The 23,685-nt window shown below is 72.0% G+C and carries 20 protein-coding genes and 5 pseudogenes; 9 read left to right on the top strand and 16 right to left on the bottom strand.

Features of this window, described 5'->3' with window-relative positions:
* Positions 1-97: 97 nt before the first annotated feature.
* On the bottom strand, positions 98-529 hold the full coding sequence (locus tag ACFYQA_RS34160; protein ID WP_388926353.1) for a hypothetical protein: 432 nt from the start codon (positions 527-529) through the stop codon (positions 98-100).
* A gap of 192 nt (positions 530-721) precedes the next feature.
* The gene (locus ACFYQA_RS34155; protein ID WP_388926350.1) at positions 722-1,936 is read right to left on the bottom strand and encodes a PP2C family protein-serine/threonine phosphatase; all 1,215 of its coding nucleotides are present in this window, start codon (positions 1,934-1,936) and stop codon (positions 722-724) included.
* 269 nt (positions 1,937-2,205) lie between these two features.
* On the opposite strand from ACFYQA_RS34155, the gene ACFYQA_RS34150 reads away from it, so the two are divergent.
* On the top strand, positions 2,206-2,727 hold the full coding sequence (locus ACFYQA_RS34150) for a hypothetical protein (protein ID WP_388926347.1): 522 nt from the start codon (positions 2,206-2,208) through the stop codon (positions 2,725-2,727).
* Positions 2,728-2,837: 110 nt separating this feature from the next.
* Here ACFYQA_RS34150 and pgm read toward each other — a convergent pair whose 3' ends face one another.
* From pgm to ACFYQA_RS34115, 7 genes are all read right to left on the bottom strand, one after another.
* Positions 2,838-4,478 (bottom strand): phosphoglucomutase (alpha-D-glucose-1,6-bisphosphate-dependent), encoded by a 1,641-nt coding sequence (pgm, locus tag ACFYQA_RS34145; RefSeq protein ID WP_388926344.1) that lies wholly within the window; start codon positions 4,476-4,478, stop codon positions 2,838-2,840.
* Between the two features lie 104 nt (positions 4,479-4,582).
* Entirely contained in the window at positions 4,583-5,011 is a 429-nt protein-coding gene (locus ACFYQA_RS34140) for a hypothetical protein (protein WP_388926341.1), read from the bottom strand.
* A 50-nt stretch (positions 5,012-5,061) separates the two neighbouring features.
* Positions 5,062-5,916, bottom strand: coding sequence for an STM4011 family radical SAM protein (locus ACFYQA_RS34135; protein ID WP_388926388.1), 855 nt, complete (start codon positions 5,914-5,916; stop codon positions 5,062-5,064).
* Positions 5,917-5,962: 46 nt separating this feature from the next.
* The gene (locus tag ACFYQA_RS34130; RefSeq protein WP_388926338.1) at positions 5,963-7,336 is read right to left on the bottom strand and encodes an STM4012 family radical SAM protein; all 1,374 of its coding nucleotides are present in this window, start codon (positions 7,334-7,336) and stop codon (positions 5,963-5,965) included.
* Positions 7,333-8,154 carry an STM4013/SEN3800 family hydrolase gene (locus tag ACFYQA_RS34125; protein WP_388926335.1) on the bottom strand — a complete coding sequence of 274 codons (822 nt, stop codon included), beginning with the start codon at positions 8,152-8,154 and terminating at the stop codon, positions 7,333-7,335. The genes ACFYQA_RS34130 and ACFYQA_RS34125 overlap by 4 nt, the downstream gene beginning before the upstream one ends.
* A 79-nt stretch (positions 8,155-8,233) precedes the next feature.
* Entirely contained in the window at positions 8,234-9,460 is a 1,227-nt protein-coding gene (locus ACFYQA_RS34120; protein WP_388926385.1) for an STM4014 family protein, read from the bottom strand.
* Between the two features lie 10 nt (positions 9,461-9,470).
* A complete protein-coding gene (locus ACFYQA_RS34115; protein WP_388926332.1) occupies positions 9,471-10,427 on the bottom strand; it encodes an STM4015 family protein in 957 nt (318 codons plus the stop codon).
* Between the two features lie 222 nt (positions 10,428-10,649).
* On the opposite strand from ACFYQA_RS34115, the pseudogene ACFYQA_RS34110 reads away from it, so the two are divergent.
* The 5 genes and pseudogenes from ACFYQA_RS34110 (at position 10,650) to ACFYQA_RS34090 (ending at position 12,958) form a co-directional block, all read left to right on the top strand.
* Positions 10,650-10,975: pseudogene (locus ACFYQA_RS34110) on the top strand (hypothetical protein).
* Between the two features lie 199 nt (positions 10,976-11,174).
* Positions 11,175-11,366: pseudogene (locus tag ACFYQA_RS34105) on the top strand (DUF6745 domain-containing protein); the annotation flags it as partial.
* 146 nt (positions 11,367-11,512) lie between these two features.
* A complete protein-coding gene (locus tag ACFYQA_RS34100; RefSeq protein WP_107098775.1) occupies positions 11,513-11,662 on the top strand; it encodes a hypothetical protein in 150 nt (49 codons plus the stop codon).
* Positions 11,663-11,739: 77 nt separating this feature from the next.
* A complete protein-coding gene (locus ACFYQA_RS34095; RefSeq protein WP_388926329.1) occupies positions 11,740-12,177 on the top strand; it encodes an ATP-binding protein in 438 nt (145 codons plus the stop codon).
* 73 nt (positions 12,178-12,250) lie between these two features.
* Complete coding sequence (locus ACFYQA_RS34090) at positions 12,251-12,958, top strand: adenosylcobinamide amidohydrolase (RefSeq protein WP_388926326.1); 708 nt, start codon at positions 12,251-12,253, stop codon at positions 12,956-12,958.
* A 73-nt stretch (positions 12,959-13,031) separates the two neighbouring features.
* Here ACFYQA_RS34090 and ACFYQA_RS34085 read toward each other — a convergent pair whose 3' ends face one another.
* The 4 genes from ACFYQA_RS34085 to ACFYQA_RS34070 form a co-directional block, all read right to left on the bottom strand.
* Entirely contained in the window at positions 13,032-13,556 is a 525-nt protein-coding gene (locus tag ACFYQA_RS34085) for an SRPBCC family protein (RefSeq protein WP_388926323.1), read from the bottom strand.
* A 92-nt stretch (positions 13,557-13,648) separates the two neighbouring features.
* Positions 13,649-14,554, bottom strand: a complete 906-nt coding sequence (locus ACFYQA_RS34080) for an oxygenase MpaB family protein (protein WP_388926320.1) — start codon at positions 14,552-14,554, stop codon at positions 13,649-13,651.
* Between the two features lie 138 nt (positions 14,555-14,692).
* Entirely contained in the window at positions 14,693-14,959 is a 267-nt protein-coding gene (locus ACFYQA_RS34075) for a hypothetical protein (protein ID WP_386401193.1), read from the bottom strand.
* Between the two features lie 104 nt (positions 14,960-15,063).
* Positions 15,064-15,672, bottom strand: coding sequence for a hypothetical protein (locus ACFYQA_RS34070; protein ID WP_388926317.1), 609 nt, complete (start codon positions 15,670-15,672; stop codon positions 15,064-15,066).
* A 160-nt stretch (positions 15,673-15,832) separates the two neighbouring features.
* On the opposite strand from ACFYQA_RS34070, the pseudogene ACFYQA_RS34065 reads away from it, so the two are divergent.
* Both ACFYQA_RS34065 and ACFYQA_RS34060 read left to right on the top strand, forming a co-directional pair.
* Positions 15,833-16,552: pseudogene (locus ACFYQA_RS34065) on the top strand (PP2C family protein-serine/threonine phosphatase); the annotation flags it as partial.
* A gap of 179 nt (positions 16,553-16,731) precedes the next feature.
* A complete protein-coding gene (locus tag ACFYQA_RS34060) occupies positions 16,732-19,017 on the top strand; it encodes an MMPL family transporter (protein WP_388926314.1) in 2,286 nt (761 codons plus the stop codon).
* Positions 19,018-19,206: 189 nt separating this feature from the next.
* On the opposite strand, the gene ACFYQA_RS34055 is transcribed toward ACFYQA_RS34060, so the two are convergent.
* Complete coding sequence (locus ACFYQA_RS34055) at positions 19,207-21,225, bottom strand: DUF1996 domain-containing protein (protein ID WP_388926311.1); 2,019 nt, start codon at positions 21,223-21,225, stop codon at positions 19,207-19,209.
* A 304-nt stretch (positions 21,226-21,529) separates the two neighbouring features.
* Positions 21,530-22,810 carry an RNA-guided endonuclease InsQ/TnpB family protein gene (locus ACFYQA_RS34050; RefSeq protein WP_388926308.1) on the bottom strand — a complete coding sequence of 427 codons (1,281 nt, stop codon included), beginning with the start codon at positions 22,808-22,810 and terminating at the stop codon, positions 21,530-21,532.
* 23 nt (positions 22,811-22,833) lie between these two features.
* Here ACFYQA_RS34050 and tnpA point away from each other — a divergent pair.
* Positions 22,834-23,264: pseudogene (gene tnpA, locus ACFYQA_RS34045) on the top strand (IS200/IS605 family transposase).
* A gap of 102 nt (positions 23,265-23,366) precedes the next feature.
* On the opposite strand, the pseudogene ACFYQA_RS34040 reads toward tnpA, so the two are convergent.
* Positions 23,367-23,548 (bottom strand): annotated as a pseudogene (locus ACFYQA_RS34040) (flavodoxin family protein); the annotation flags it as partial.
* Positions 23,549-23,685: the final 137 nt, after the last annotated feature.

Below are 23,685 nucleotides of genomic sequence, written 5' to 3'. Positions count from 1 at the left end.
GCGGACTAGACCGCTCAAAGCGTTCAGAAGTTGTCCGCTGTTATCACTTTGTTGGCTCGAGTTACGCCTTCCGGGTGAAAGTTCCGCCTGGTCACCGCTACTGGGTCCGGTCGGCCGAAGGCGCCGTCGTACCCGACGACTTGATCTGCATGCCGGGGCGGCGGCGGTGCACGGTCAAGTAGGTCAGCCCTTGCTCGCCGGCGGCGAGAGCGCGTGTGGAACCGTGCGGAAGCCAGGTCAGGATGCCCGCACGCAGGGGCTGCGTTCCGTCGGGCGCGGTCAGCGAGCCCTCACCGGCCAGAACCAGGAGGAGTACGTCGAGGTCGGGCTCGCGGTGGGTGTCGACCTGTCGGCCGGGCGGAATGCGTACGACGTTGGCGTCGAGTTGCCGGCCGGACTCCGCGAGCCGCCACAGAGCGCCGGCCGACGCACCCTCGAGCGCCGCCAGCGCGGCCGTGTCGCACAGCATTCGGGGCAGCGGGACGTCGCCCCCGCGCCCGGTGGTGGCGTCGCCGTCGTCTGCCGTCATCGGGTGTCACCGTCCTGTGCGTCCTGTGCGTCCTGTGCGTCCTGTGCACAGGATCTCTCAAATAGGAAGTTAGCATGCATATTTGAAGCCCGGCCGCTCGCTCCGGTGTGCTGCGGCGAACCCCCGCTCTCAGCGGGCGGGCAGTGCCGCGAGCCAGTCCGTGAGGATCGTGTTGGTCTCCTCGGGCCGCTCCTACTGGATCCAGTGGCCACAGCCGTCGAGGATGCGGGAGGACCACAGTCCTGGGAGCGTGCCATGGATCCTGTGTACCTCGCCCCGGTCCTCGTCCGGCCCGTGCGCCGCCGAAGCCGCGGCTCGGCCGCCGGGCGGGGGCGGGTTCCCGTCGCCGTGCCGTCGGTGGCGCAGCAGGAGCATCGCGGCGTCGTCACCGGGCGGCCCGCCGGTATGCCGGACCAGGTCCTCGCGCAGGGCATCGAGGGCGCGGTGCGTGTCGGGCTCCTTCAACAGATGCGTGCGCTCGCCCAGCGGATAGAAGCGGCCGTCCACGTCACGCGCCTCGGTGACACCGTCGGTGTACAGCAGCAGTTGTTCACCGGGCTCGAACCCCACCGTGAAGGGCTCCGGCCCTTCGGTGCCGTGCGCGGTCAGGCCCAGCGGCAGGGCGTACGACGGCGGCTCCGGGAAGTCGATGCCGCCGTCGCACCGTACGAGCAGGGGAGGTGGGTGCCCGTAGTTCAGAAGGACGAGGTCTTGGCCCACGTCGATCTCGGCGAGGACGGCGGTGACGAACCGCTCGCCCTCCAGTTCCCGGGCCACGCTGCGTTCCACCCGCTCGCCGACTCCTGCCAGCTCCTGCTCGTCGTAGGCGGCCTCCCGGAAGGCACCGAGCACCACGGCGGCCGTCTCCACCGCGGCCAGCCCTTTGCCCTGGACATCGCCGACGATCACCCGGACCCCGTGCGGCGAGGCCACCACCTCGTAGAGGTCGCCGCCGATACGGGCCTCGGCGACGGCGGACGTGTAGGAGACCGCCACCTGGAACGCTCCCGCGTTCAGCGGCACCGGCCGCAGCAGCACGCGCTGCGCGACCTCCGCGATCGACCGCATGCTCGCCAGTTCCGCCTCCCGGCGGGAGCGCATGACCGCGGCCGCGATGCCGACGCCGGTGACCCCTGCCACGGACACCATGGCGGTGTACCCGCGACGCTCCGCGAACAGCCCGTTGTACAGGCCCAGTCCCACGCACAGCAGCAGGGCCAGTGCGCCGATCACCACGGTACGGCGCCAGCCGCCGACGAGTCCGGCGAAGGCGGGGCCGACCGCCACCAGGGGCAGCAGGCCCACCCCCGGTCCGACCAGGACGTCCATGATCGTGACCACTGCCATCACCACGAACGGCATCCAGAGCAGCGCCGTCTGACTCGATGGCGGCTTCTCGTCGGTCATGACCTGCTCCAGTGGTGTCGAGGCACTCGAGAGCCGTCCGATTCCTCCGCAGACGCCCCTCCCCCACCGTTAGACTATGCAGTGGTCGTGGGCGCGCTCCGGCCCCCACCTCGGACCTTTACGCAATCGAGTCCCCCGGTCCGGGCGGCGGCATCCGGGGCGCCGGCCCCTGGCCCGACGCTTTCGTGCTGTGGGATGATCCTGCCCAGGATCCTGGTGCGAGTGAGCTGAGGTGTGTTCGACGGGCTCCTCACCGGAGAGGAACGGACGTGACCGCGCAGCGACCTGACGGCGAGACGCCGGAGGACGGGGACAGGACGCCGTCGGTGCCGAACGAGGTCTGGCAGCGGTTCCTCACGGACAACGAACACGCCATTCGTACCACCGCCCCCGTCGAACCCTCCGCCCTGCAGCGTGCGTCGGGATGGCAGCCGCGGCCGGCCGTCAGGGACGCACGCGACCGGACGGAGCGTCAGGCCACCGATGACACGGACGCCGTCGGCGATCTGTGGCATCCCGACGACCCGTGGGAGGGTCCGTCGTGGCGGAACCTGGACGGGCGGGCCAGGGTGCGCCGGGTCTGCCGGGTCGTCGGCACGGCCGCCGCGATCGCGCTGGCCCTGGGCGCCTGGTCCCAGCTGTCCACCGGTGCGGGCGGCTCGGACCAGGGGCCCGGCGACACGGTGCTGCAGCAGTCGGAGGACGTCCCCGCGGAGCTGCCCACGGCGACGTCCGTCCCGTCCGGCTTCGCCTCCCCCTCCCCGACCGCCTCGGCGGTGCGGGCGGGCTGACGCACCGCCGGGCCCCGCACGCCGAGCGGCGACACTCGGCCCGGCTGCGGCACACGGCCGACGGCGAACCCCCGCCGGGTACGAGCGGCAGCCGGGCGGTACGGAGCCGGTCAGCCGCCCAGCGCCGACAGCACCACGGCCCTGGCCTCCTCCTGCACCCGGCGGAGGTGACCGGGCCCCTGGAAGGACTCGGCGTAGATCTTGTACACGTCCTCGGTGCCCGAAGGGCGGGCCGCGAACCAGGCGTTGGCCGTGGTCACCTTGATGCCGCCGATGGACGCGCCGTTGCCGGGAGCCTCGGTGAGCACCGCGGTGACCGCCTCCCCGGCGAGGGTGTCGGCGGTGACCTGTGCGGGAGAGAGCTTCGCCAGGCGGGCCTTCTCCTCCCGGGTCGCCGGGGCGTCGATCCGCTCGTAGGCGGGCTCGCCGAAGCGTGCGGTGAGCGCGGCGTAGTGCTCGGAAGGCGTCTTGCCGGTGACCGCGGTGATCTCGGAGGCGAGCAGCGCGAGAAGGATGCCGTCCTTGTCGGTGGTCCACACCGAGCCGTCGCGGCGCAGGAAAGAGGCGCCGGCGGACTCCTCACCGCCGAAGCCGAGGGTGCCGCCCGCCAGTCCGTCGACGAACCACTTGAAGCCGACGGGCACCTCGACCAGTTCGCGCTTCAGGTCGGCGGCGACCCGGTCGATCATCGCGGAGGACACCAGCGTCTTGCCGACACCGGCCCCGGCGGGCCACTGCTCGCGGTGCGCGTAGAGGTACTGGATGGCCGTGGCGAGGTAGTGGTTCGGGTTCATCAGGCCGGCGTCCGGGGTGACGATGCCGTGCCGGTCGGCGTCCGCGTCGTTGCCGGTGGCGATGTCGAAGCGGTCGCGCTGCGCGATGAGAGACGCCATGGCGTGCGGCGACGAGCAGTCCATACGGATTTTGCCGTCCCAGTCCAGGGTCATGAACCGCCAGGTGGGATCGGCGAGGGGGTTGACCACCGTGAGGTCGATGCCGTGCTGTTCGGCGATCCGGCCCCAGTAGGCGACGGACGCCCCGCCCAGCGGGTCGGCCCCGATACGGACGCCTGCCGTCCGGATCGCCTCCAGGTCCAGCACGCTCGGCAGGTCGGCGACGTAGGTGCCGAGGAAGTCGTAGCGGCCGGTGCCGGGGGCGGTGAGGGCGCGGGCGTAGGGGACGCGCCGGATGTCCTTGAGGCCGCCCTGGATGATGTCGTTGGCCCGCTCCTGGATCCAGCCGGTCGCTTTCGAGTCCGCGGGGCCGCCGCTGGGCGGGTTGTACTTGAAGCCGCCGTCGGCGGGTGGATTGTGGGACGGGGTGACGACGACGCCGTCCGCGAGGCCGGTGGTGCGGCCTCGGTTGTGGTTGAGGATCGCGTGCGAGACCGCGGGGGTCGGCGTGTAGCCGTCGGCGCTGTCGATGAGCACCGTGACCCCGTTGGCCGCGAACACCTCCAGGGCGGTGACCCGCGCGGGCTCGGACAGCGCGTGGGTGTCGGCGCCCAGGAAGAGCGGGCCGTCGGTGCCCCGGTCGGCGCGGTACTCGCAGATGGCCTGGCTGGTCGCGGCGATGTGGTCCTCATTGAACGCGCCCGCCAGGGACGAACCGCGGTGCCCCGACGTCCCGAACGCGACACGTTGTCCCGCGTCCTGGGGGTCCGGGTGCACCGCGTAGTACGCCGTGACCAGCCGAGCGACGTCGACGAGGTCCTCGGGGCGGGCCGGGCCGCCCGCTCGCTCGTGCTGCATGTGCCCACTCCTTGACAGGGATTGATTCTGCGCTTGCGAACACATCCTTCCTCTTCGAGGCCGCACCGCGCGAGTGGAGCCGTCCGCCCCGCCCCGCCCCTGGGTCAGATGCGTCCGCCGGTCATGCGCGTGAGAGGACCGTGGGTGTGGCGTTCCGCACGGCGCCCCACCGCGTAGGACGCGGCGCTCAGCACGATCAGGCCCGCACCGACACCGGCGGCGACGAGCTTGCGGTTGGTGAGGACCGTCCAGGCGGTCACGGCGGTGGCAGCGACCTGGCCCGAGGTCGTGACGACCGCCCGGCGGCCCGCCTCGACGCCCTTGGCCGCGCTCTGCACGGCACCGTTCGCCGCTCCGGCCGCGCGCTCGGCACCCGACTTGGCCGCTGACGCGACGTCAGCCGCCTTGCCGACGGCGCCGCCGGCCGCCTGCTCGGCGGGAGCGGTCGCCTTCTCCGTGGCGTTGCGGGCCTTGGAGGCGGCGGCCCGGGTGGAAGTGGTCTTCTGATTCGCGCTCTTGTTCTGTTCACTCATGGACACCGACTTGCCGCTGAGTTCGGAGACAAACCCACCCGGTCGCGCGATCAGTGCCACACGGGCGCCGCGGGGACACGTTCCAGGACACCGCCCGCGAACACGTCGTACAGCGGCAGCGTCTCCAGGTGGACATAGCCGATGTGGCAGTCGCAGCTGCTGAGAGGGCAGACTCTCGGCCCCAGGGCCGCCCGGTAGCTGCCGTCGTAGAGGTTGCCCAGCTCGTCGGGGACGAAATGGCAGCGGCGGACCGTGCCCTCGCCGTCGACGGAGATCACGGACTCTCCGGTGCGGCAGGGCGCACCCGCACTGGCGTGGGGACGGCGGCTGTAGGGGAAGAGCGGGTCCAGCCCGGTCCACACCTCGGCCTCCGCGTCGTCGTAGGTGTGGCCCTCGGCTGCGTTGACCCACAGGTACACCTGGTCCGGCAGTCCGGCACGCAGCCGCCGGGCCGCTTCCAGATGCTCGGGCAGGCCGACGATGCCGACGCTGAACCGGACACCGAGGCGGGCCAGTTCGTGGCACTTGGCCGAAAAGCGGTCGTACGGGGTCTGCCCCGGATGGTAGGTGCACCACAGGGCGAGGGTGTCGAGGTCGGCGTCGGCGAGCCAGTCGGTGCGGCAGCTGAGGTTGGTCTGGATGGCGACCCGCCGGATGTGCGGCCGGTGGGAGAGTTCCGTCAGGGCACGCCGGTACCAGGAGCGGACCAGCCCCTCGCCCCAGGGGGTGAAGAGGAGGGAGAGGCGGTCGCCGTTCTGCGCGGTGGCCCAGTGGGTGAACCGCTCCAGGGCGGCGCGGTCGGCGCGCAGTTGCTCCCGGCTGTCGCGGCGCTTGGCGAAGGGGCAGTACGGGCAGTCGTAGTCGCACGAGGCGAGCGGGCCTCGGTAGAGCACGGTCAGGTCCATGGGGCTGGTCATGGGGCGGTTCACTGGACGGTTCACTGGACGGGTCTCACTTCCGCTCGTAGGCGGCCATGGCGGCCCGGACAGCCGGGGAGAACAGCTCCGGACCGATGGCGTCGGAGTGGGCGAGCCCTTCCTGGGTCAGCCGCAGCAGCGGGGCGTGCGGGCCGTCGTCCGCCAGCAGGCCGCGCCCGGTGAACCGGGACAGTTCGGTGCCGAAGTCGTCCTGGGGCGTGCTGCCGAACCGGGCCCGGTAGTCGGCGGTGTCGAGGCCGTCCGCCTGGAGCAGTGACTGGATGAGGTGACGGCGGCGGGCCTCGCCCGTGTCGATGCGGCGGCCGTACTCGGCGTGGGCGAAGTCGGCGGCCGGGCGGGAGACGTAGTCGTCGATGATGCCGCGGATCTCGTGCATGCCGACGGCGTAGTCGAAGGAGTAGTGCAGGCCGGCGGTGTACGAGCGGGCGCCGCAGCCGAGGCCGATCATGCCGTCGGTCTGGCAGGCGTAGTCGTCGGCGCCCTGCGGCGGGGCGTCGGCCCGGCGGAACATGCGCATGGACTGCTGGGTGTAGCCGCGGGCGAGGAGGTGGTCGCGGCCCAGCCGGTACAGGCGCAGCCGCTGCTCGTCCCAGGCCGGGTCGGTGTCCGGTGCACGGCGGCCGAGGCCGGTCAGGGGGCGTATGTAGAGCGGGTAGAGGTAGAGCTCCTCGGGGTGCCAGGCCAGGGCTGCGTCCAGGGAGCGCAGCCAGGTCCGCTCGGTCTGGCCGTCGATGCCGTAGATCAGGTCGATGTTGAGGACGGGGATCCGGGCGTCGCGGACACGTCCGAGGGCCGCCTCGACGTCGGCGCGGCGCTGCGGCCGGACGGCGGCGCGGGCCTCGGTGTCGTCGAAGCTCTGGACACCGAGGCTGAGACGGGTGGTGCCGCGCGCGGCGAGGACCTCCAGCCGGTCGGCGGTGACCGTGGCGGGCGAGGCCTCCACGGACAGGGGGACGGCACGCAGGTCGGCGCCCATGCGGTGTTCGGCGATGTCGCACAGCCGCTCGAGTTCGGCGGCGGTGAGGAAGGTCGGGGTGCCGCCGCCGAAGGCCGCCGTGGCGAACCGTACGCCGTCCTGCTCGCCCAGGGCCTCCCGCACGGTGCCCGCCTGCCGGTCCAGGGCGTCCAGGTAGGCGCCGGTGAGGCCGTCCGGGGCGCCGATGCGGGTGAAGAGGTTGCAGAAGCCACAGCGGACCTCGCAGAACGGGATGTGGAGATAGAGGGAGAGGGCGTCCTTGGGTTCGGCGGCCCACAGGTCGCGCAGGAGCGGGCGGTCGGGGAGCTGCCGGTAGGCGGTCTTGTGCGGGTAGGCGTAGACGTAGCTCTGGTAGGGGCTCGCCGGGTGCGTTCCGGCGGTGCGGGGGTGGGGGCTGGTGACGATGGTCATCGGGCGGCCTCGGCGGGGGTGTGGTCCAGGAGGAAGTGGGCGTAGGGCACGGTCCACACGGACGGGTGGCCGATGCGGTGGCCGGTGTAGCCGTCATCGCCGTACGCGGTGCCGTGGTCGGAGCAGACGACGGCGAAGCAGCGGCGCCTGCTGCTCGCGACGGCGAAGAGGCGGCCGATGTGCCGGTCGACGTACTCCAGGGCGGCGCCGTGCGTCGCGCGGCTGTCGCCGTCGGCCGGGGTGGCGCCGGGCAGGTGGAACCAGTTGGGCTGGTGCAGGGCGGCCACGTTGACGAAGAGGAACAGGCGCTGCTCCTCGGGCAGCTCCCGTACGACGTCCTCCGCACGGGTCACCTGGGCCTCGAAGGAGGTGGGCGAGGCGACCCCGAACTCCGGTTCCCAGTGGGACTCCTGGAACATGCCGGGGAGTACCGAGCCCAAGGGGCCCCGCCGGTTGAAGAAACCGACTCCGCCGATGCACACCGTGCGGTAGCCCTCCTTCGCCAGGCCCGACACCAGGTCCGGGGTGTCGTACACGAAGGTGCCGTCGGCCGTGGTCTCGCTGCCGGCGAAGCGGGCCGCGAACAGGCGGGGGTGCGGGCCGGGGGTGGCGGGCGTCGGCAGGAAGCCGGCGAAGATCGCCTGGTGCGAGGCGTAGGTGAAGCTGCCCGGGGCGTGCCGCTCCTCCCAGCGGCCGCCGGGCAGCAGGCGGGCGAGGTTCGGGGTGCGGCCGGTGGCGGCGAGTTCGGCGGCGACGTCGTGGCGGAGGGTGTCGAGGGTGACGAGCAGGATGTCGTGGCTGCCGACGATCTCGTTCATGTCCGGTCGATGGGACGCCGGAGGCCCGGTGAGGGCGCCGGGGCCGGCAGTCCGCGGCGGGGGTGCGGGAGACCTCGGGTCAGGCGCGTGCATCGGTGGTTCCTGTTCCGTGCGGGGGGCGCTGGTGGCTCGGGAGGTGGCGGTCGTCCGGGGTGCCGGCGCGGTGCAGGACCGCGGCGATCTGGGCCGTGTAGGTGTCGAGGCCCTCCGCACCGCTGCCCGGCAGGCCCGTGAGCCCGGGCAGCAGGTCGCCGAAGGCGTTGACCTCGCCGACGGCGAACCGGCGCCAGCCGATGGCCGGAAGCAGGTCGACGCCCACGCACAGGGTGCGAGGGAAGCAGGCCGCCGCCCGTTCGCACACGGCGAGGACGTCGGACCACTGCCTCCCCGCCGCCTGGACGGCCTCGCGGACCGCCCCCAGGTCACCGCGCCTTCCGCCGAGGTGGAGGTTGGTCAGTGGTGAGGTGCTGGTCCGCACCACGGCGTGGGTCGCGCGGCCGGCCACCACCAAGATCCTCAGATCGGCGACGCGGCCCCGCAGCGAGGCCTTGGGCAGCCAGCGTTCGAGGTGCAGGCCGTCGGGGGCCAGCGTGTCGACGATCGCGGCGATGTCCCGCTCCCGTTCGTAGCGGCGCAGTGTGAGGGAGTTGAACAGGGCTCCGTCCGAGGTGAGTTCGACGGACGTGGTGGCCCGGATGCGGCCGCCGGACGCCGACTCGACGGCGAGTACGCCGGAGGCCGAGGAGCCGTGTGCGAGCTTGACGAAGAGCCTCGGCATCCGGTGCTCACGCATGACCGCGCGGATGTCGTTCCAGCCCCGGACCGGAACCGCGTCGGCACCCGAAGTGGGCGATCGGGGCACGGGGACGCCCGCCGCCGCGAGGACCGCGTGGCAGCGCCTCTTGTCGAACAGGACGGCCAGGTCGTCGGCGTCGTCGAGCCGGACACCGCCCCGCAGTTCCCGGACCACCTGGGTGAACCGCGCGTACCAGCGTGTTGAGCCCTCGACCCGCGTGGGGTCCTGGACGTCCCGCAGCAACCGGTCGACCTCCGGGTTCTCGCCGGGCGAGTCGAGCCGGACGGTCTCTCCGGGCGCGAAGTCGGCTCCGCCCGCACGCAGGACCTCGGCCCAGGACACGACGCGCGGTGCGGGCAGCCCGGCCGCGCGTACGCCGTCGGCGAAGAGGGTGACCCTGCGGTTCTCCGGGTTTCCCACCACGGCAAAGCGCACGGGCGGGCCGGCCGTCGGGGTGGTCGGCCCGGTCCGGGCGGGCACCGGGACCGGAGCCGGCGGCTGGGCCTGCATCACGCGGTCGTCACTCCCCGACGGACACGTAGCGGTTGACGGTGCCGTCGTCCTCGTCCTCCTCGGCGTCGTCCGGGTCCAGGTCGATCTCGACGCCCGCGGTCACGAGGGTCTCGGTCAGGCGCTGCCGGACGGGTTCGCTGAGGTAGTTGTGGTGCAGGTCGAGCTTCTTCAGGTGGGTCAGCGGCTGACCGCCCAGGAGAGCAACGGCGCCCTCGTCACTGAGGGTGCCCATGGACAGGTCGAGCACGTCGAGGCGGGCGACCACCGGGGCGGACGCCACGGCGGCGGCGACCTCGTCCTGGATCTCGCTGTTGCGCAGGGCGAGGTGACGCAGGCGCGGGAAGCGGTCACCGGACAGGATCGGTCCCAGGTCGGCGACTTCGCTGTCGGCGCCGTACCACGAGGTGCCGAGCCACAGGTCGAGATGCTCCAGCGCGGGCAGTTCGCTGGCCCCGACGCCCCGGACGACCTCCACCGGGAGACCACCGCTCTGCATGGTCAGCGAGCGCAGCGCGTCATGACGTACTGCGGGGAACTTCAGCCCCTGGCTGCCCCGCACTCCGAACTCCTCCAGGGCGGGGAAGCCGACCAGCAGGGGGGAGACGTCGGCATGGGTGATCCAGGAGATCTCGGCCTCCTCGTAGATCATGTCCCCGAGGAACAGTGCCCGCAGGGCGGGCAGGCGGTCACGCACGGCCAGCAGCGCCTCTATGACCTTGGACGAGGCCGAGTCGTACGCGCCTTCCCAGGGGCCCACGATCAGGGCCCGCACCTTCGTCGTGTCGACCATGGCACAGAACCGGGCGAAAACCTCCTCCCACGTCTCCTCGGCGTCGTACGTCTCGGTGGCGATCCGCCAGGCCACGGTCTCGGGCCGGGGCAGGTCAGCCGCCGTGTCGGACGCTCCGGGGGAGTGGAAGACGCGCAGGCCGTACAACTCCTCGAGGTGAGCGACGTGGGTCATGCGGACTGCTCCTGACAGGTGATGAACGAACGGATGGCATTCCAGGTCCGGCGCCGCCGCGGAACCCGGGATGTGAGCCGTCCGGCGGTACGTGCAGCAGTTCTACCAACAGCCACTGACAACACCCCACGGCGGGTCCGACCAGGGGCTGTTGTCCGTGGGGGCCCGTACGGTCCTCCCACTGACCCCGGAGCACCGTGCGCCGGGGTGGAGGGGAAATCCATGTACCGGCAGGGAGACGTGCTGATCGTGCCCGTCACGGACGAGGCGGTGCCCGCGCACGTCCCGGACGCGCCCAAGGAGCCGCGTGACGTCCGGGGCCGGCTCGTGCTGGCCCTGGGAGAGGTCACCGGGCATGCGCACGCGGTCGTCGGCAAGGGCGAGCTGGTGAGCGAGTCGGGCCCCTTCGGGCCGCTGCTGCTGCATCTGTCCGAGGGCGGCCGGGTGGTGCACGAGGAACACGCGACGATCCCGCTGCCCAAGGGTGGTACCGCGTGATCCGACAGCGCGAGTACGTCCCCGGTTCCGTACGGATCGTCGCCGACTGAGCAGAGCGGGCGAAAAGCACCACGAGGGACACCAGTGCGTGGGGAACACGAAGTGCACCCAGAGCACGAGCAGCATGAAGAGCACGGACCGGACGAACGGCGCGGACAGGGGACGTTGACGATGACGACGGCGACGGCGACGGCGACGGCGACGGCGACAAAGCGGGCGAACGGTACGGCGGCCGGGACCGGCGCCTTCGTATGGCGGGTCGAACTCGACGGCGACGAGGCGGTCGTGATGGTGGAGGTCGTCAACTCCACACCGGAGCCCGACGGCACCCACCGCACGTACTGGCTGCGGGTGCCGCCGACGACGCGGACCGCCCGGGAGGGGGTGGCCTGGACGTTCGGGCTGGAGCCCGGGGTGTACGAGTCGTTGCGGCAGACGTGAGGCGGCCGTTCCGCCGGTCGCAGGGCTGAGTTCGCCTGCAGGGGGTAAGCGGAGGACGTACCGGCAAGGACGATATGCGGTGACCGACGAGTGAGCACCGGGCCGACCGGGTCGCCGGCACACGGTCCCGTGGAAAGGAGCCCCTCATGGCCGGAATCGTGGAGCGCATCAAGCGGTTCGCCGGCAGCCCTCAGGGACGGCGCGCGACGGAGCAGGTGCGACGTGCCGCGGCCGACCCCCGGCGCCGGGCGCAGGCCCAACGGATGCTGGGCAGGCTCCGCGGCGGCCGCCGCTGACCGTTTCCGCCGCCCGCCGAAGCGGTCCGGGGTCCGTGAAGCCCCGGGCCGCACAGTTGTGACCAGGAAGGAGCCTCATGGATGAGCCGTCGGTCCGCGCTGTGGGCTGGGCGCGTTCCCTGCCGATGGGCGGGCAGGTGAAGGCTGCCCGGGACTGGGCCCGGGAGCACCTCGACGCCCTGGGATGGACCACCACGGCGCCCGAGACGGCGGACGCCGTACTGCTGACCGTGTCGGAGCTGGTCACCAACGCCCACAAGCACGCCCACAGCAACGCCCAGTTGACCCTGTCCCGCGACGACAACTGTCTGCACATCTCCGTCCACGACACGTCGGCCGAGCTGCCGGCCCGCCGCAGCCCGGGGACCGAGGGGACCGGCGGACGCGGCATGCTCCTCGTGGACGCACTGGCCGACGAGTGGGAGAGCCGCCCCTGTCCCCACGGCAAGTCGGTCACCGCCTGCTTCCGCGGACCGCGGGCCGCGAAGGCGCCGGGGGCGGAAGCGGAGCACTGACCGGGCCGCTGTCCGCGGGGCGGCCGCACCGGAATACGATCGGTCGACCCCGATCTCCGAGGAGTCCCGTCCGGTGACCGCCGTCCTCCCCCCGCCCCGTGCCTCCGTCGGGCTGCTGCGCCCGCGCCGTCTGACCCGTATCGAGGACGGTGGACGCCTGCACGCCCTGCTGTGGACTCCCGGACCGGGTATGCGGATGATCAGCAGCGCGGTACTGGGGGGCGGCATCGGCGAACGGTGCTGGGTCCTCAACGCCCAGGTCTCCCACGGGTACGGGCGCACCGACCCGGACCGGCACCTCGCCGAACTCGCCGCGAACGCGGGCGCGCGCGGCCCGGGGGTCGGTCTGATGACGGCCGCCGACGTCTCGGCGTACGCCCACGCGCACGACAACGGCGCGGAGGCGATCGTCACCTCGGGCATCGACGTACGCGGCTGGGCGGCGGTCCCCGAGGCCCAGGAGGCGGCCTCGGGGGGCGGTGCGCGGGTGCCTGGCACGATCAACATCGTGGTGGCGCTGCCGGTACCGCTCACCGACGCTGCTCTGGTCAACGCGGTGGCCACCGCGACGGAGGCGAAGACGCAGGCCCTGTTGGAGGCCGGTCACGACTGTTCCGGCACCCCCACCGACGCGGTGTGCGTCGCTGCCCGCGCCCCCTCCTCCGGTGAGACGCCGCACGCCTTCGCCGGGCCACGCTCCCTCTGGGGGGCACGGCTGGCACGCGTCGTGCACCGCGCGGTGCACGACGCGACCCCCTCACCGTCACCGTCCTCGCTCTGAGCGGTGGCGGCCCGGCGACCCGGGCCGTGTCCTCGGTCCGGCCGGCCAGGCAGGACTCCGAGACGCCGGGACGTCAAGGCGCGTCTCCGAGTCGGGCGCGGGTGCCGTTGTGGCCGGGCTCCGGCGCGACGACCTGGCCGAGTGGGCGGCGGCGTTCCCACTCGGCGGCCTCGGTCTCGCAAAGCTCCGTCAGCCTGGCGAGCATGGCACGGTGGCGGACCTGGAGCAGCGCCTCCACGACCAGATTGTGCAGTCGGCCGCCGAGGCCCCGCAGGGGGTGTTCGTCCACGATCACCAGGCACTCCTCCCCCCAGGGCCGCAGCTCGACGGCGATCCGCGCCGTGCCGAAAGCGCCCGCCCAGGCCTCGAGTTCCAGGGTCTCCCCCCACTCGCAGCGACGGACGACCGTTTCGTTGGACAGGCGAACGGGCCCCAGCCGCGCCTCGTACCGGATCGCCGCTCCGAGCCGGGGCCACTGCCCGCGCACCGGCTTCGACGACGAGGTCCCCATCACCCAGTCCGCATAGCGGCTGCCGTCCGCGAGGACGTCCCAGACCGTCTGCGGGCTCGTTCTGATCAGATGCTGCCGAACCGCCACTACGACCTCCCGTGTCCGGAACTGTACGAGCGCACCAGCCGGCACCGGGTGCCCGTCCGCGGACGGGCCGACACATGTCAGCCGTCGGCGCCTCACCCGGGTACGGGCGGGCGCGCGCGCTGCCCGTGCCGTGCGGGTTCGCCCGGCGCCAGGGCCCAGCGGATGCCTGCGGTGACGGCGGTGCCGAGCGGGCGGACGAACACACCCTCGGCGGGCGGCACCCTGGGCAGCCGCAGCGCGCGCGAGGCCCAGAGGGGCAGCAGCGACACCGCGCCGGCGGCGAGGGCACCGTACGGCAGCCGGGCGAGAACCGGTATGGGCGGGTGGAGCAGCAGGAAGCGCGCCACGCTGCGCGCCTCGGGCGTGGAGCGCAGCTCGCCCCGGTAGGCGGCGAGACGGTCGGTGAGCTCGGCACGGTTCGCCGGCGGGTCGGGCACACCGAGCGCGGTGGCGATGCGCGCCATGTCCTCGACGTACGCGTCGCAGCCGGCGGCATCCAGTGGCCGGGCGCCGAAGCGCTGGTGGGCGCGGAGGAAGCAGTCGACCTCCGCGATGTGCACCCAGCACAGCAGATGGGGGTCGACGGCGCGGTACTCCTGACCGTCGGGGGTGGTGCCGTGCACCGTCGCGTGCACGGCCCGCACCCGGTCGACCGCCCGCTGGGCGCTGTCGGCCGGGCCGTAGGTGGTCATGGCGAGGAAGGTGCTGGTCCGCTGGAGGCGCCCCCAGGGGTCGCCACGGAACCCCGAGTGCCCCGCGACGGCGGCCATGGCCAGCGGATGGAGTGACTGGAGCAGCAGCGCCGACAGCCCGCCGATGAACATCGAGGCGTCCCCGTGCACCTGCCGGACGGGGCGCTCGGGGCCGAACCAGCGCGGGCCGGGCGCGCTGTGGATACGGGCACGGTTGTCGGGGCCGTCCGGTCCCGCCACCCGGGAGAAGATCGCGTCGCCTACCCGGTCGCGCAACAACCGGCCGTTGTCCGAGAGGAGTCCCATGGCTCGTACCGCCTCCTTACGTCCGCGACGACCGGCCGGCACCCCACCGCTGTGCCTGCTCCTACGCCTGTCCGCTCCCCGTCCAGTACCCGCGATCCGCCGGGTCACGGCACCCGCTTCGGTCCCTCCCGGCACGCCTCACGGAACGTCCCCCCTCCACTCGAACACCCTCCCGTCCCCGGTACGGGGCACGTACACGGCGCGGCCGCCCGTGCCGTAGCGGCCTATCTCGGTGGGCAGTCCGACACCGTCTCGCAGTTCCGTCCCGGAACGGTCGGTGATGTCCAGCAGCAGACCGTCCAGCGGCCCGCCGGCCAGTTCCACGTACGACCGCCCGTCACGCGGTCCCGGATCGTCGTGGTCCGCCCCGTAGACCCGGCCGCGCATGAACTCCAGCTCGTCCATACCGGCAGGGTGGCATCCACCACTGACAATCGCCGCCCCGTACCGGAGCGGAGCCGGGGTTCCGGGCCTGTCCCGCGTCCGCTCCGGCCGGGTGGTGCAGGAGGTCAGCGGGCGCCCGTCCAGCTGTGGGCGACGTCGATGACGAGGCGGTCCTGGAGCTGGAGCACCCGGAACGGCAGCCGGGCGCGCAGGCCGAGCCCGAGCTGGGTGTCGCCCTCGAAGCTGGCGGCGAACCGGGTGTCCCTGAAGGTGCGGTATCCGGCCGGGTTCACACCCGGCAGCGGCTGTCCGGCGCGGGCGGGATAGGTGGGCTCGCCGGTCTCGGGGGCGTAGGAGGGTGCGGCCACCCGTACTTCGAGGACGGCGCCGCCGGCGACGGGGAGGTGCGTGCCCGAGCCGTCCTGGTACAGCCGGTCGACGTACCGGACCGTGTACCCGACCGCTCCGGCACTGCCGCCGCCGCCCGCGCCCGGCAGATCGACGACCATCCGGTCGTAGCAGTCGTGGCGGCCGGTCCTGACGTCGCGGACCGGTGTGGTCGTGGCGGTGTCGGCCGTGTCGCTCTTGGCCAGGCTGCCCCAGCCGGTGGGGCAGGCCGTGGACGGGGCCGGCGCCGCCGGAGCGGCGGACGGGGCGGCGACGGCTGGGGCCACCGCCGTGCTCAGCGCGGCGCCTACGAGCGCCAGGGTCGCGTAGACAGTTCTGGTTTGCATGATTTTCTGCCCCCAGGGTTGCATCCTGCTGATATCGGGTGAGACGAGCGGGTTCACCCAAAGGTTGCGTTCTTCCGGGCAGATCCCGTTTCACGCCCGGAGCACGTCCACAGCATGTCCGGTTCAAGCCCGGGGCGCCTCCGGGCCGGGCACGGGGCCGTCCGCCGTCGCGCGCGGTCTACAGGAAGGGCTGCTGCCCCACCGGCTGCCCGCGATCGAGGGACTGGTCAGTACCGGCCGCTATCTGCCGGGGACCCAGGGCATGGCCATCGGCGGTGACTGGTACGACGTGATCAGGACCGAGCGCGGGGTGGCGATGGTGATCGGGGACGTGGAGGGGAACAGCGTCGGAGCCGCGGCCGTCATGGGACAGCTGCGCAGCGTCGTGCACGCCTTCGCCGCCAGCGGGCACCCACCGCAGGAAGTCATCACGCACACCAACCGGCTGCTGGCCGATCTGGAGGCGGACGCCTTCGCCACCTGCTGCTACATCGAACTCGATCCGGACACCGGCCGCGCTTTCGCGGTCCGGGCCGGCCATCCCCCGTCGCTGCTGCGCCACCTCGACGGCCGTACCGAGGCCCTGGATCTCCTCGGCGGCGTGATGCCGGGCGTCGAGGCGAACGCCCTCTACCCGGTCACGGCGCTCACCCTGGCGCCCGGCAGCGTCCTCGCGCTGTACACCCACGGGCTGGTCGAGCAGCCCGGCAACGACATCGAGACCGGGATCGAGGCGGTTCGCCGCACCCTCGCGCACAGCGGTACGGACTCGGTGGAGGAACTCGCCGACCAGTTGGCCAGGACGGCCCGCAGGACCGAGCACCGGCCGGACGACGTGGCGCTGCTGCTCACGGCGTACCGCCGGGCGACGAGGGCCTGACTTTCCGTCTGCCACCCACCGCGCTCCCCGCCTTCTCCGGCCTGCCCGCCCGTCCCTGAGCCCGTTCCCCGGCCCCTCCCCGCTCCGGGATGCCGGGGTGATCCGGTCCGCATGTAATGGAGGTGAGGCCGGGAGCGACTCGGCCTCGGTTGACGACCGGGGCAGAGGAGATCACGTCCATGCCTTCGACGCGCGGCGGGAACGAAGGGGCGGGCGGGCCGAGGGACGGGGTGCTGCGGCGGCTGGGCGAGTGGTGCGCCCGGCACTTCGTGATCGTCGTCGTGGCCTGGCTGGTGGCCCTGGTGGCACTCCAGGTGACGAGCCGCTCCGTCGGCGGCACGTACTCGGACAACTTCACGCTGCCGGACTCCCAGTCCCAGCAGGGCGTCGAGATCCTCCAGCGGCACGATCCGCAGGCCGGCGGGTACAGCAGCCAGATCGTGCTGCACGAAGGGCAGCAGCAGCTCACCGCGTTCGGCTCGCAGATGTCCACCACGGTGGCCGATCTGGAGAAGCTGCCGCATGTGCTGTCGGCGCAGAACCCGCTGTCCGCCGCCGGGTCGGCCACGTCGTCCTCGTCGTCCACGGGTTCCGGCTCCTCGCAGCCGGACGTCGGCCCTCTGTCCTCCGACGGGAGGACGGGCTACATCACGGTCCGCTTCGACGTCCAGCCCTCCACCCTCGGCGACGACTACCTCGACGGGGTCGACGACGCCGTGCAGCCGCTGCGGGCGGCCGGGGTGCAGGTCGAGTACGGCGGGCCGCTCGGCGAGCTGGCCAGGCCCGAACCCAACGACCGGGTGAGCGAGCTGATCGGCTTCGCCGTGGCGATCGTCGTCCTGCTGATCGGGTTCGGCAGCGTGATCGCCGCGGTCGTTCCCCTGCTGACTGCGCTGATCGCGGTCGTCGGCGGTCTCGCCCTGCTCGGCCTGCTGGCGGCGGCGTTCACCTTCGCAACGGTCTCACCGACACTGGCCACGATGATCGGCCTCGGCGTCGGCATCGACTACGCGCTCTTCCTGATCACCCGCTACCGGCAGGACCTCATGGACGGCCGGGATCCGGTGTCGGCCGCCGGTCACGCCGCCGCCACCAGCGGGCGGGCCGTCGTCGTCTCCGGCTGCACGGTGATCATCGCGCTCGCCGGTCTGTCCGCGTCGGGCGTCTCCTTCATCTCGAAGCTGGGGTTCGCCGCCGCCGTGACGGTCGTCTCCGCCGTCGTCGGCGCGCTGACTCTGGTGCCCGCTCTCCTGGGGCTGATCGGCCGGCGGATCGACCGCTACCGGGTACGCCGGCCCGTGGCCGAGACCGATGCCGAGCCGGGCACCGAACCGCGGGGCGTCTGGCACCGGTACGCACGGCGGGTGGAACGCCGGCCCTGGTGGTTCCTGGCCGCGGGCGTCGCCACGATCGCCGTTCTCGCGGTCCCGGTGTTCTCGATCCAGCTGGGCCACATCGGTGACGGCGCCGGCCCCACCTCCTTCACCGACCGCCGGGCCTACGACCTGATGACCGACGCCTTCGAGCCCGGCTCCAACGGTCCGCTCACGGTCGTCATCGACCGGTCCTCGGTACCGGACTCCGACCGGGCCGACCTCGCCTCGCAGGCCCAGAAGACCCTGGACGGTGCCGGTGACACGGCGGCGGTCACGCCGCTGACGGCCACGCAGGACGGCGATGTGCTGGTCGGCACGGTGTACTCGGCCGCCTCCCCGCAGAGCGCCACGACCACGGACCTGACCAACCGCCTGGTGCACGACACGCTGCCGGACGCCGTGCGGGGTACGGCCGCCGACACGTACGTCACCGGTACGACGGCGGCTCAGGTCGACTTCCGTGACATCGTCACCGACCGGCTGCCGCTGATCATCGGCGTGGTGGTCGCGCTGGCCTTCCTGATCATCCTGGCCGTGTTCCGCGGGCTGCTCGTCGCCGTCAAGGCCGCCGTTCTCAACGTCCTGTCCATCACCGCGTCCTACGGCGTCGTCGTCGCCGTCTTCCAGTGGGGCTGGGGCGGGCCCGCGCTCGGCGTGTCCGGCACGGTGCCGATCGAGAGCTATGTGCCGATGATGATGTTCGCGATCATCTTCGGCCTCAGCATGGACTACGAGATCTTCCTGCTCTCCCGCGTCCACGAGGCCTGGCTGCGCACCGGCGACGCCAAGGCCTCGGTCGCCCACGCCCTGGAGATCACCGCGCGGGTCATCACCTGCGCCGCGCTGATCATGGTGAGTGTGTTCGCCGCGTTCATCATCAGCGACAACGTCGTGGTCAAGATGCTCGGTCTGGGGCTCGCCGTCAGCGTCCTGATCGACGCCACCGTCGTACGGCTGCTGCTGGTCCCGGCCGTCATGACACTGCTCGACCGGCACGCCTGGTGGACACCCCGGTGGCTGGACCGGGTCCTGCCGCACATCGACACGGAGGGGGAGGCCGCGCCGGCGCCGTCCCGGACTCCCGGGTAGCGCGTAGAGCCGGGTGGCCACGGACGCCCGAGGCGCGCGGACGCCTGCATGGCACGGACACCGCGGGTGCCGGGCATACGACGGCGGCAGGTCCCGAGGGACCTGCCGCCGTCGTATCTCGCCCGCACCTCACCCGGCGGGACGTCTCGGTTCAGACGCGCCGTGCCGGATCGGCCGAGCCGTGGGGAATCAGGCGCGTCGCACGCGGCGCAGGAGCACGACGCCCGCGACGAGCAGGACGGCGCCCACCGCCGCCGGCCAGAGCTGGGCTCCGGTCTCGGCCAGACCGCCGTTCACCGCCTGCGGCTCGGTGGAATCCGCGGCAGCGGCCTGCTGTCCGCCGTCGTTGGTCGCCGTGCCCACGTCCGGCGTCACCTGGCCGGCTCCGCCGTCGCTCTGACCCGCACCTGCCACGTTGTCACCCTTGGTCGAGGCCTGGACCTCGGGCTGCTCGTCCCCGGGCGGTGTGGTGGCCTCGTCGCCCGCGGGCTCCTCGGTGGCCGGGGCGTCGGCCGGAGGCTCCGAGGGGTTCTCCTGCTGGTCGTCGCCGGGCTTGCCGCCGTTGCCGCCCGGCTGCTCGGCACCGTTGTCGTTGCCGCCGTTGTCGCCCGGCTGCTCGCCGCCGTTGTCGTTGCCGCCCTCGTCGGGCGCCTCGATGGGCTCCTCCTGGGGGTCCTCACCCGGCTGCTCGCCGCCGCCGGCGCCGGAACCGCAGGTGCGGCCGCCGTTGATGCAGTCGACCATCTCCTGCATCAAGTCCTCTTCGAAGACGTTGATGAAGTCACCGTGGTCGGTGCCCGGCTTGTGCAACTGCTCCGGGAAGGAGTCCACGGCGAACAGTGGGGTCGTCGCGCCGCCGTCGTTCAGGCTGGGCGCGTCGACGTCGTAGACGATGCGCTGGACCAGCTGTGGCACGGGCGTGAAGCCGGACGGGCAGTTGCCCTGGGCGTCCATGAACGCCATGTGCGTACGGTGGTTGGCGCTGTCGATGTTGCGGCCGTCCCAGCAGCTCTGGAAGTCGAAGGTGCGGACCACGTCACTGCCCTGCGGGCACAGCGGGTACTTGTCCGCCAGCTGCCGGTCCTCGAAGCCGGTGCAGCTCCAGGACGCGTTGGCGTTGGCGGGGCCGTTGACGAAGGACTTGGCGTCACCGGTGATGATGCGCAGCAGCCTCGGCATGGCCGTGACCTCGCCCTGCGGGTTGCCCACGAAGTTCAGCGTGACCTCCTTGGGGGTCACGATCTCACCGGCGTTGCCCTCGATGCCGCCGCCGGGGGAATTGGCGTCCTGCTCCTCGGTGCCGTTCTGCAGCCGCAGCACGGGCCAGTAGTACGACGACTTGTCGCCCTGGTCCTCACAGGTGGTGTCGGCCGCCGCCAGCTCCTCGTCGCTGGAGAAGGCATTGGTGGCCTGGTTGCCGATGTAGTCGTGGAAGTGGTGCGCGCCGTTGGCCACACCCGGGGCGGCGATCACGTTGTCCGAGTTGAACAGGCCGTTCTCGTTGACGCCGCAGCTGCTGACGAAGGTGCCCTTCGAGGCGTCGCCCGACTCGGCGGGCTTGGCCGCGTTGGGCTGGATGCTCTTGATGTCCACGAAGTCCGCGGCGACGGGCCCGTTGCCCGCCTGGCCGCCGTTTCCGCCGCCCTGCTCCTGGCCTGCGCCCTCTTCGCCCCCTGCGCCTTCTTCTCCCTGTCCGCCCTCCTGGCCGTTCCCGTCCTGGCCCTCGCCGGGCTGGGCGGACGCGTTGCCGGAGTCGACCACGGAGCAGTCGGCGAGTTCGCCGAGGCCCTCGGGGCGGTCGCCCTCCTGCTCCATGGCGCCCGAGATGCGGTCGAGGGTCGCGGTGCGCTCCTCCTCGAGCGGGCCCACGACCTTCTCGTCGGCGACGCCGGGGTCCTGCTGAATGGCCGGGGCGGACTCCGCCAGGCGCTGGTAGGCCTGGGCGATCTGCTCGTCCAGCGCCGCGAGTTCCTTGTCGACGGCCGGCCGCGCCTTCTCGGGGACCGTGGTCAGATTGGTCCCTACATCGGGGCAGTTGATGGTGGCGCCGCCGAGAACCCGCGCCTGGCCGGCTCCGTCGGCGTCGTCCTCCGTCGCGGAAGCATAGACATTGGCCGCCATCAACCCCCCTCCGCCCAGGATCAGCGCGACCGCTGCGAAGGTCGCGCGCTGTGGCCCTCGGGGGCGTCTGCGTGTGTTGCGTGCCAAGGCAGTACTCCTACGCTTCTGTCACGGGGGGGACATGAAATTCCCACGCCTCATACGTAGGTGCTCCGCGGTGTGTTCAAGTGCCTCACGGTTTCTTCGAAGAATCTCAGGAAGCCCCGGGCACACCCGGGCCCCCGGGCCCCGTCCGACTCGGCGTGCACGGCGGGGACTTAGGGGCCGGGCAGTGCAAGCGACGTCCGGTCAGCCGAAGTTCACGTCACTGCACAGGAAGTACGTCTGGTCCATGTGCGAGGCCTGCCGGATCGTTGAAGTGCTCTCCCGGCTGAGGCCGGGAGATTCCCGCCTACCTTGCGGTAGCGGGCTTGACGCGCTTCGCGCGCCTGACGACTGCCCTCCCGGCAGCCGGGACGAGCGCGTGGCCCATCCGGTACAGGTGCAGGACGTTGCGGGCCGCGTTGTGGTCGGCGTTGCCCGACCAGCCACAGCCTTCGTTCTTGCACACGAACACGGCCTGGGACTCCCGGCTGCCGGGCGTGGTGCGACCGCAGCCGGAGCAGCGCCGGGAGGTGCCGGGGGCGGGAACCTTGACCAGGGTGCCGCCGTAGCGGTCGGTCTTGTACACCAGCATGGTCACGGTGCGGCCCCACGCCTCTTGGCTGATGGCGCGGTTCAGCCCGGACTTTTGGGCGATGTTCCTGCCCGGCTCCTCGATGGTGCCCCTGGCCGACGTGACCATGTTCGTGATGGTGAGTGCTTCGACCACGACCGTGCCGTAGGTGCGGGCGATGGCGGTGGTCGTCCGATGCTGCCGGTCCAGGGCCCGGCGCTTGGCTTTCGCGCGCAGTCCCGCGATCCGGTCGTAGGTGCGGTGCAGCCGGCCGCTGGTGCGTTCGCCGGGCCTGCGATGCTGCTTGCGCTGCGCGGCGCGCTGCTCCCAGTGCAGGAGCCTGGCCTTCTCCTTGCCGGTCAGCCACTCGCCGTGCCCGTACGTCTCGCCGTCCGAGCAGGCGAGGGGCACGGTGACCCCCACGTCGATGCCGACGTCCGGCCCCCGGTGGGGCTCGGGCCTGGCCCGAAGGGTCTGGACGCGGAAGGCGATGTGCCGGCCGAGCGCGTCCTTGGTCAGCCGGGCCCCGGTGATCCGGTTCTCCGGGCCTGCGTGCCTGCCCACGGGCAGGTCCTTGGTCCACCGGAACCGGACCCGGCCCACCTTGGGAAGGTTGACCTGCCCCCACCGGCGGTGCACCCGGACGATGTTCAGGTCGCGGCCCTGCGGGATGTCCACGGACATCACCGTGCGGAGACGGCCCTTGAAGTTCGGGGCGTCGGCGCGGTGCTCCCAGCAGTTCTGCCACGCCCGGACGTACGTCTTGAGCACCGCCTGCGCGGCCTGCGCGGGCAAAACGGCCAGGAAGTCGATGTCCTGGCGGGCCTGGCGGATCGCGGCGTCCGCGTTCGTGAGAGTCCGCTCCTGTTTCGGCATCATCTGCCACCAGGCGTGCAGCAGGTTCCACAGGGTGCGGGCCGCGTGCGCCTGGCCATCGGTCTTCAACACCTCGGCAGGCGACAGCGCAAGCCGGGCGCGGTGCCCGAACTGCCGCTTGACCAGAGCGCCCTGACTCATAAGCGGGAACCCAGCATTGGTTTATGTCACCGCGCTGGAACCCTCATCCCGAGGTCAGAACCGGTCGCCATGTTGTCTGCAACCTGCACGTTCACTTGGTTTTCGTCACTAAGTACCGGCGGAAAGCGTTCACCGACGCATGCCGGCCCGTACCGAAGAAATCATGCGGGAGGTCTGCGCCGACGTCGAGGCTGAGCTGAAACAGCTCAACGGAGAACAGGACCACGTGCACCTGCTCGTGCACTGCCCGCCGAAAGTCCAGCTCTCCAAGCTGGTCAACTCCCTCAAGGGCGTCACCTCCCGGCCGAAGGCTGGGGGAGAGTACGACAGCCATGTCCGCCGCTACCTGTGGGGCGGACACTTCTGGTCCGGTTCCTACTTCACCGGATCGTGCGGCGGGGTACCCCTGACCGTTGCCAAACGGTACATCGAGAACCAGCGACGCCCCGGCTGACCGTCACCACGCAGGCGCAGAGCCCTCCGGCGCTCCGCGCCTCCGATCCGAGGATGGCCTTCACCCCCGCCCTGAAGGGCGGAGCACCAGCCAAGAACAGAGGTAGACCTGGTCGAAGAAGTGCTTGAGCGCCCCCGACATGCAGCCGAGGTTCGCCGGGGTGCCGAGGAGATGGCCGTCGGCTTCCAGGACGTCGCCCGCGGTGGCGGCCAGGGCCGCCCTCCGGACCACGCGGACGTCCTCGATCTCCGGGGCCGTGGCGCCGGAGAGGCCGCTTCGAACATCGCCTGGCAGTTGGGCGAGGGCGTGTGTTGACTTCCTCCCCCTCCTGAAGGAGGGGGATTCCTACGGCTCGCGCCGTGGGGTTTCCTGCTTCACTGCCGACTGCCCGCCCGGAGTTCTCCGTTGAGGTCTTACACCG

The organism is Streptomyces sp. NPDC005774 (genome assembly GCF_042871645.1).
Lineage (GTDB): Bacteria > Actinomycetota > Actinomycetes > Streptomycetales > Streptomycetaceae > Streptomyces > Streptomyces pratens.
This window is presented reverse-complemented; position numbering and strand designations above follow the sequence as displayed.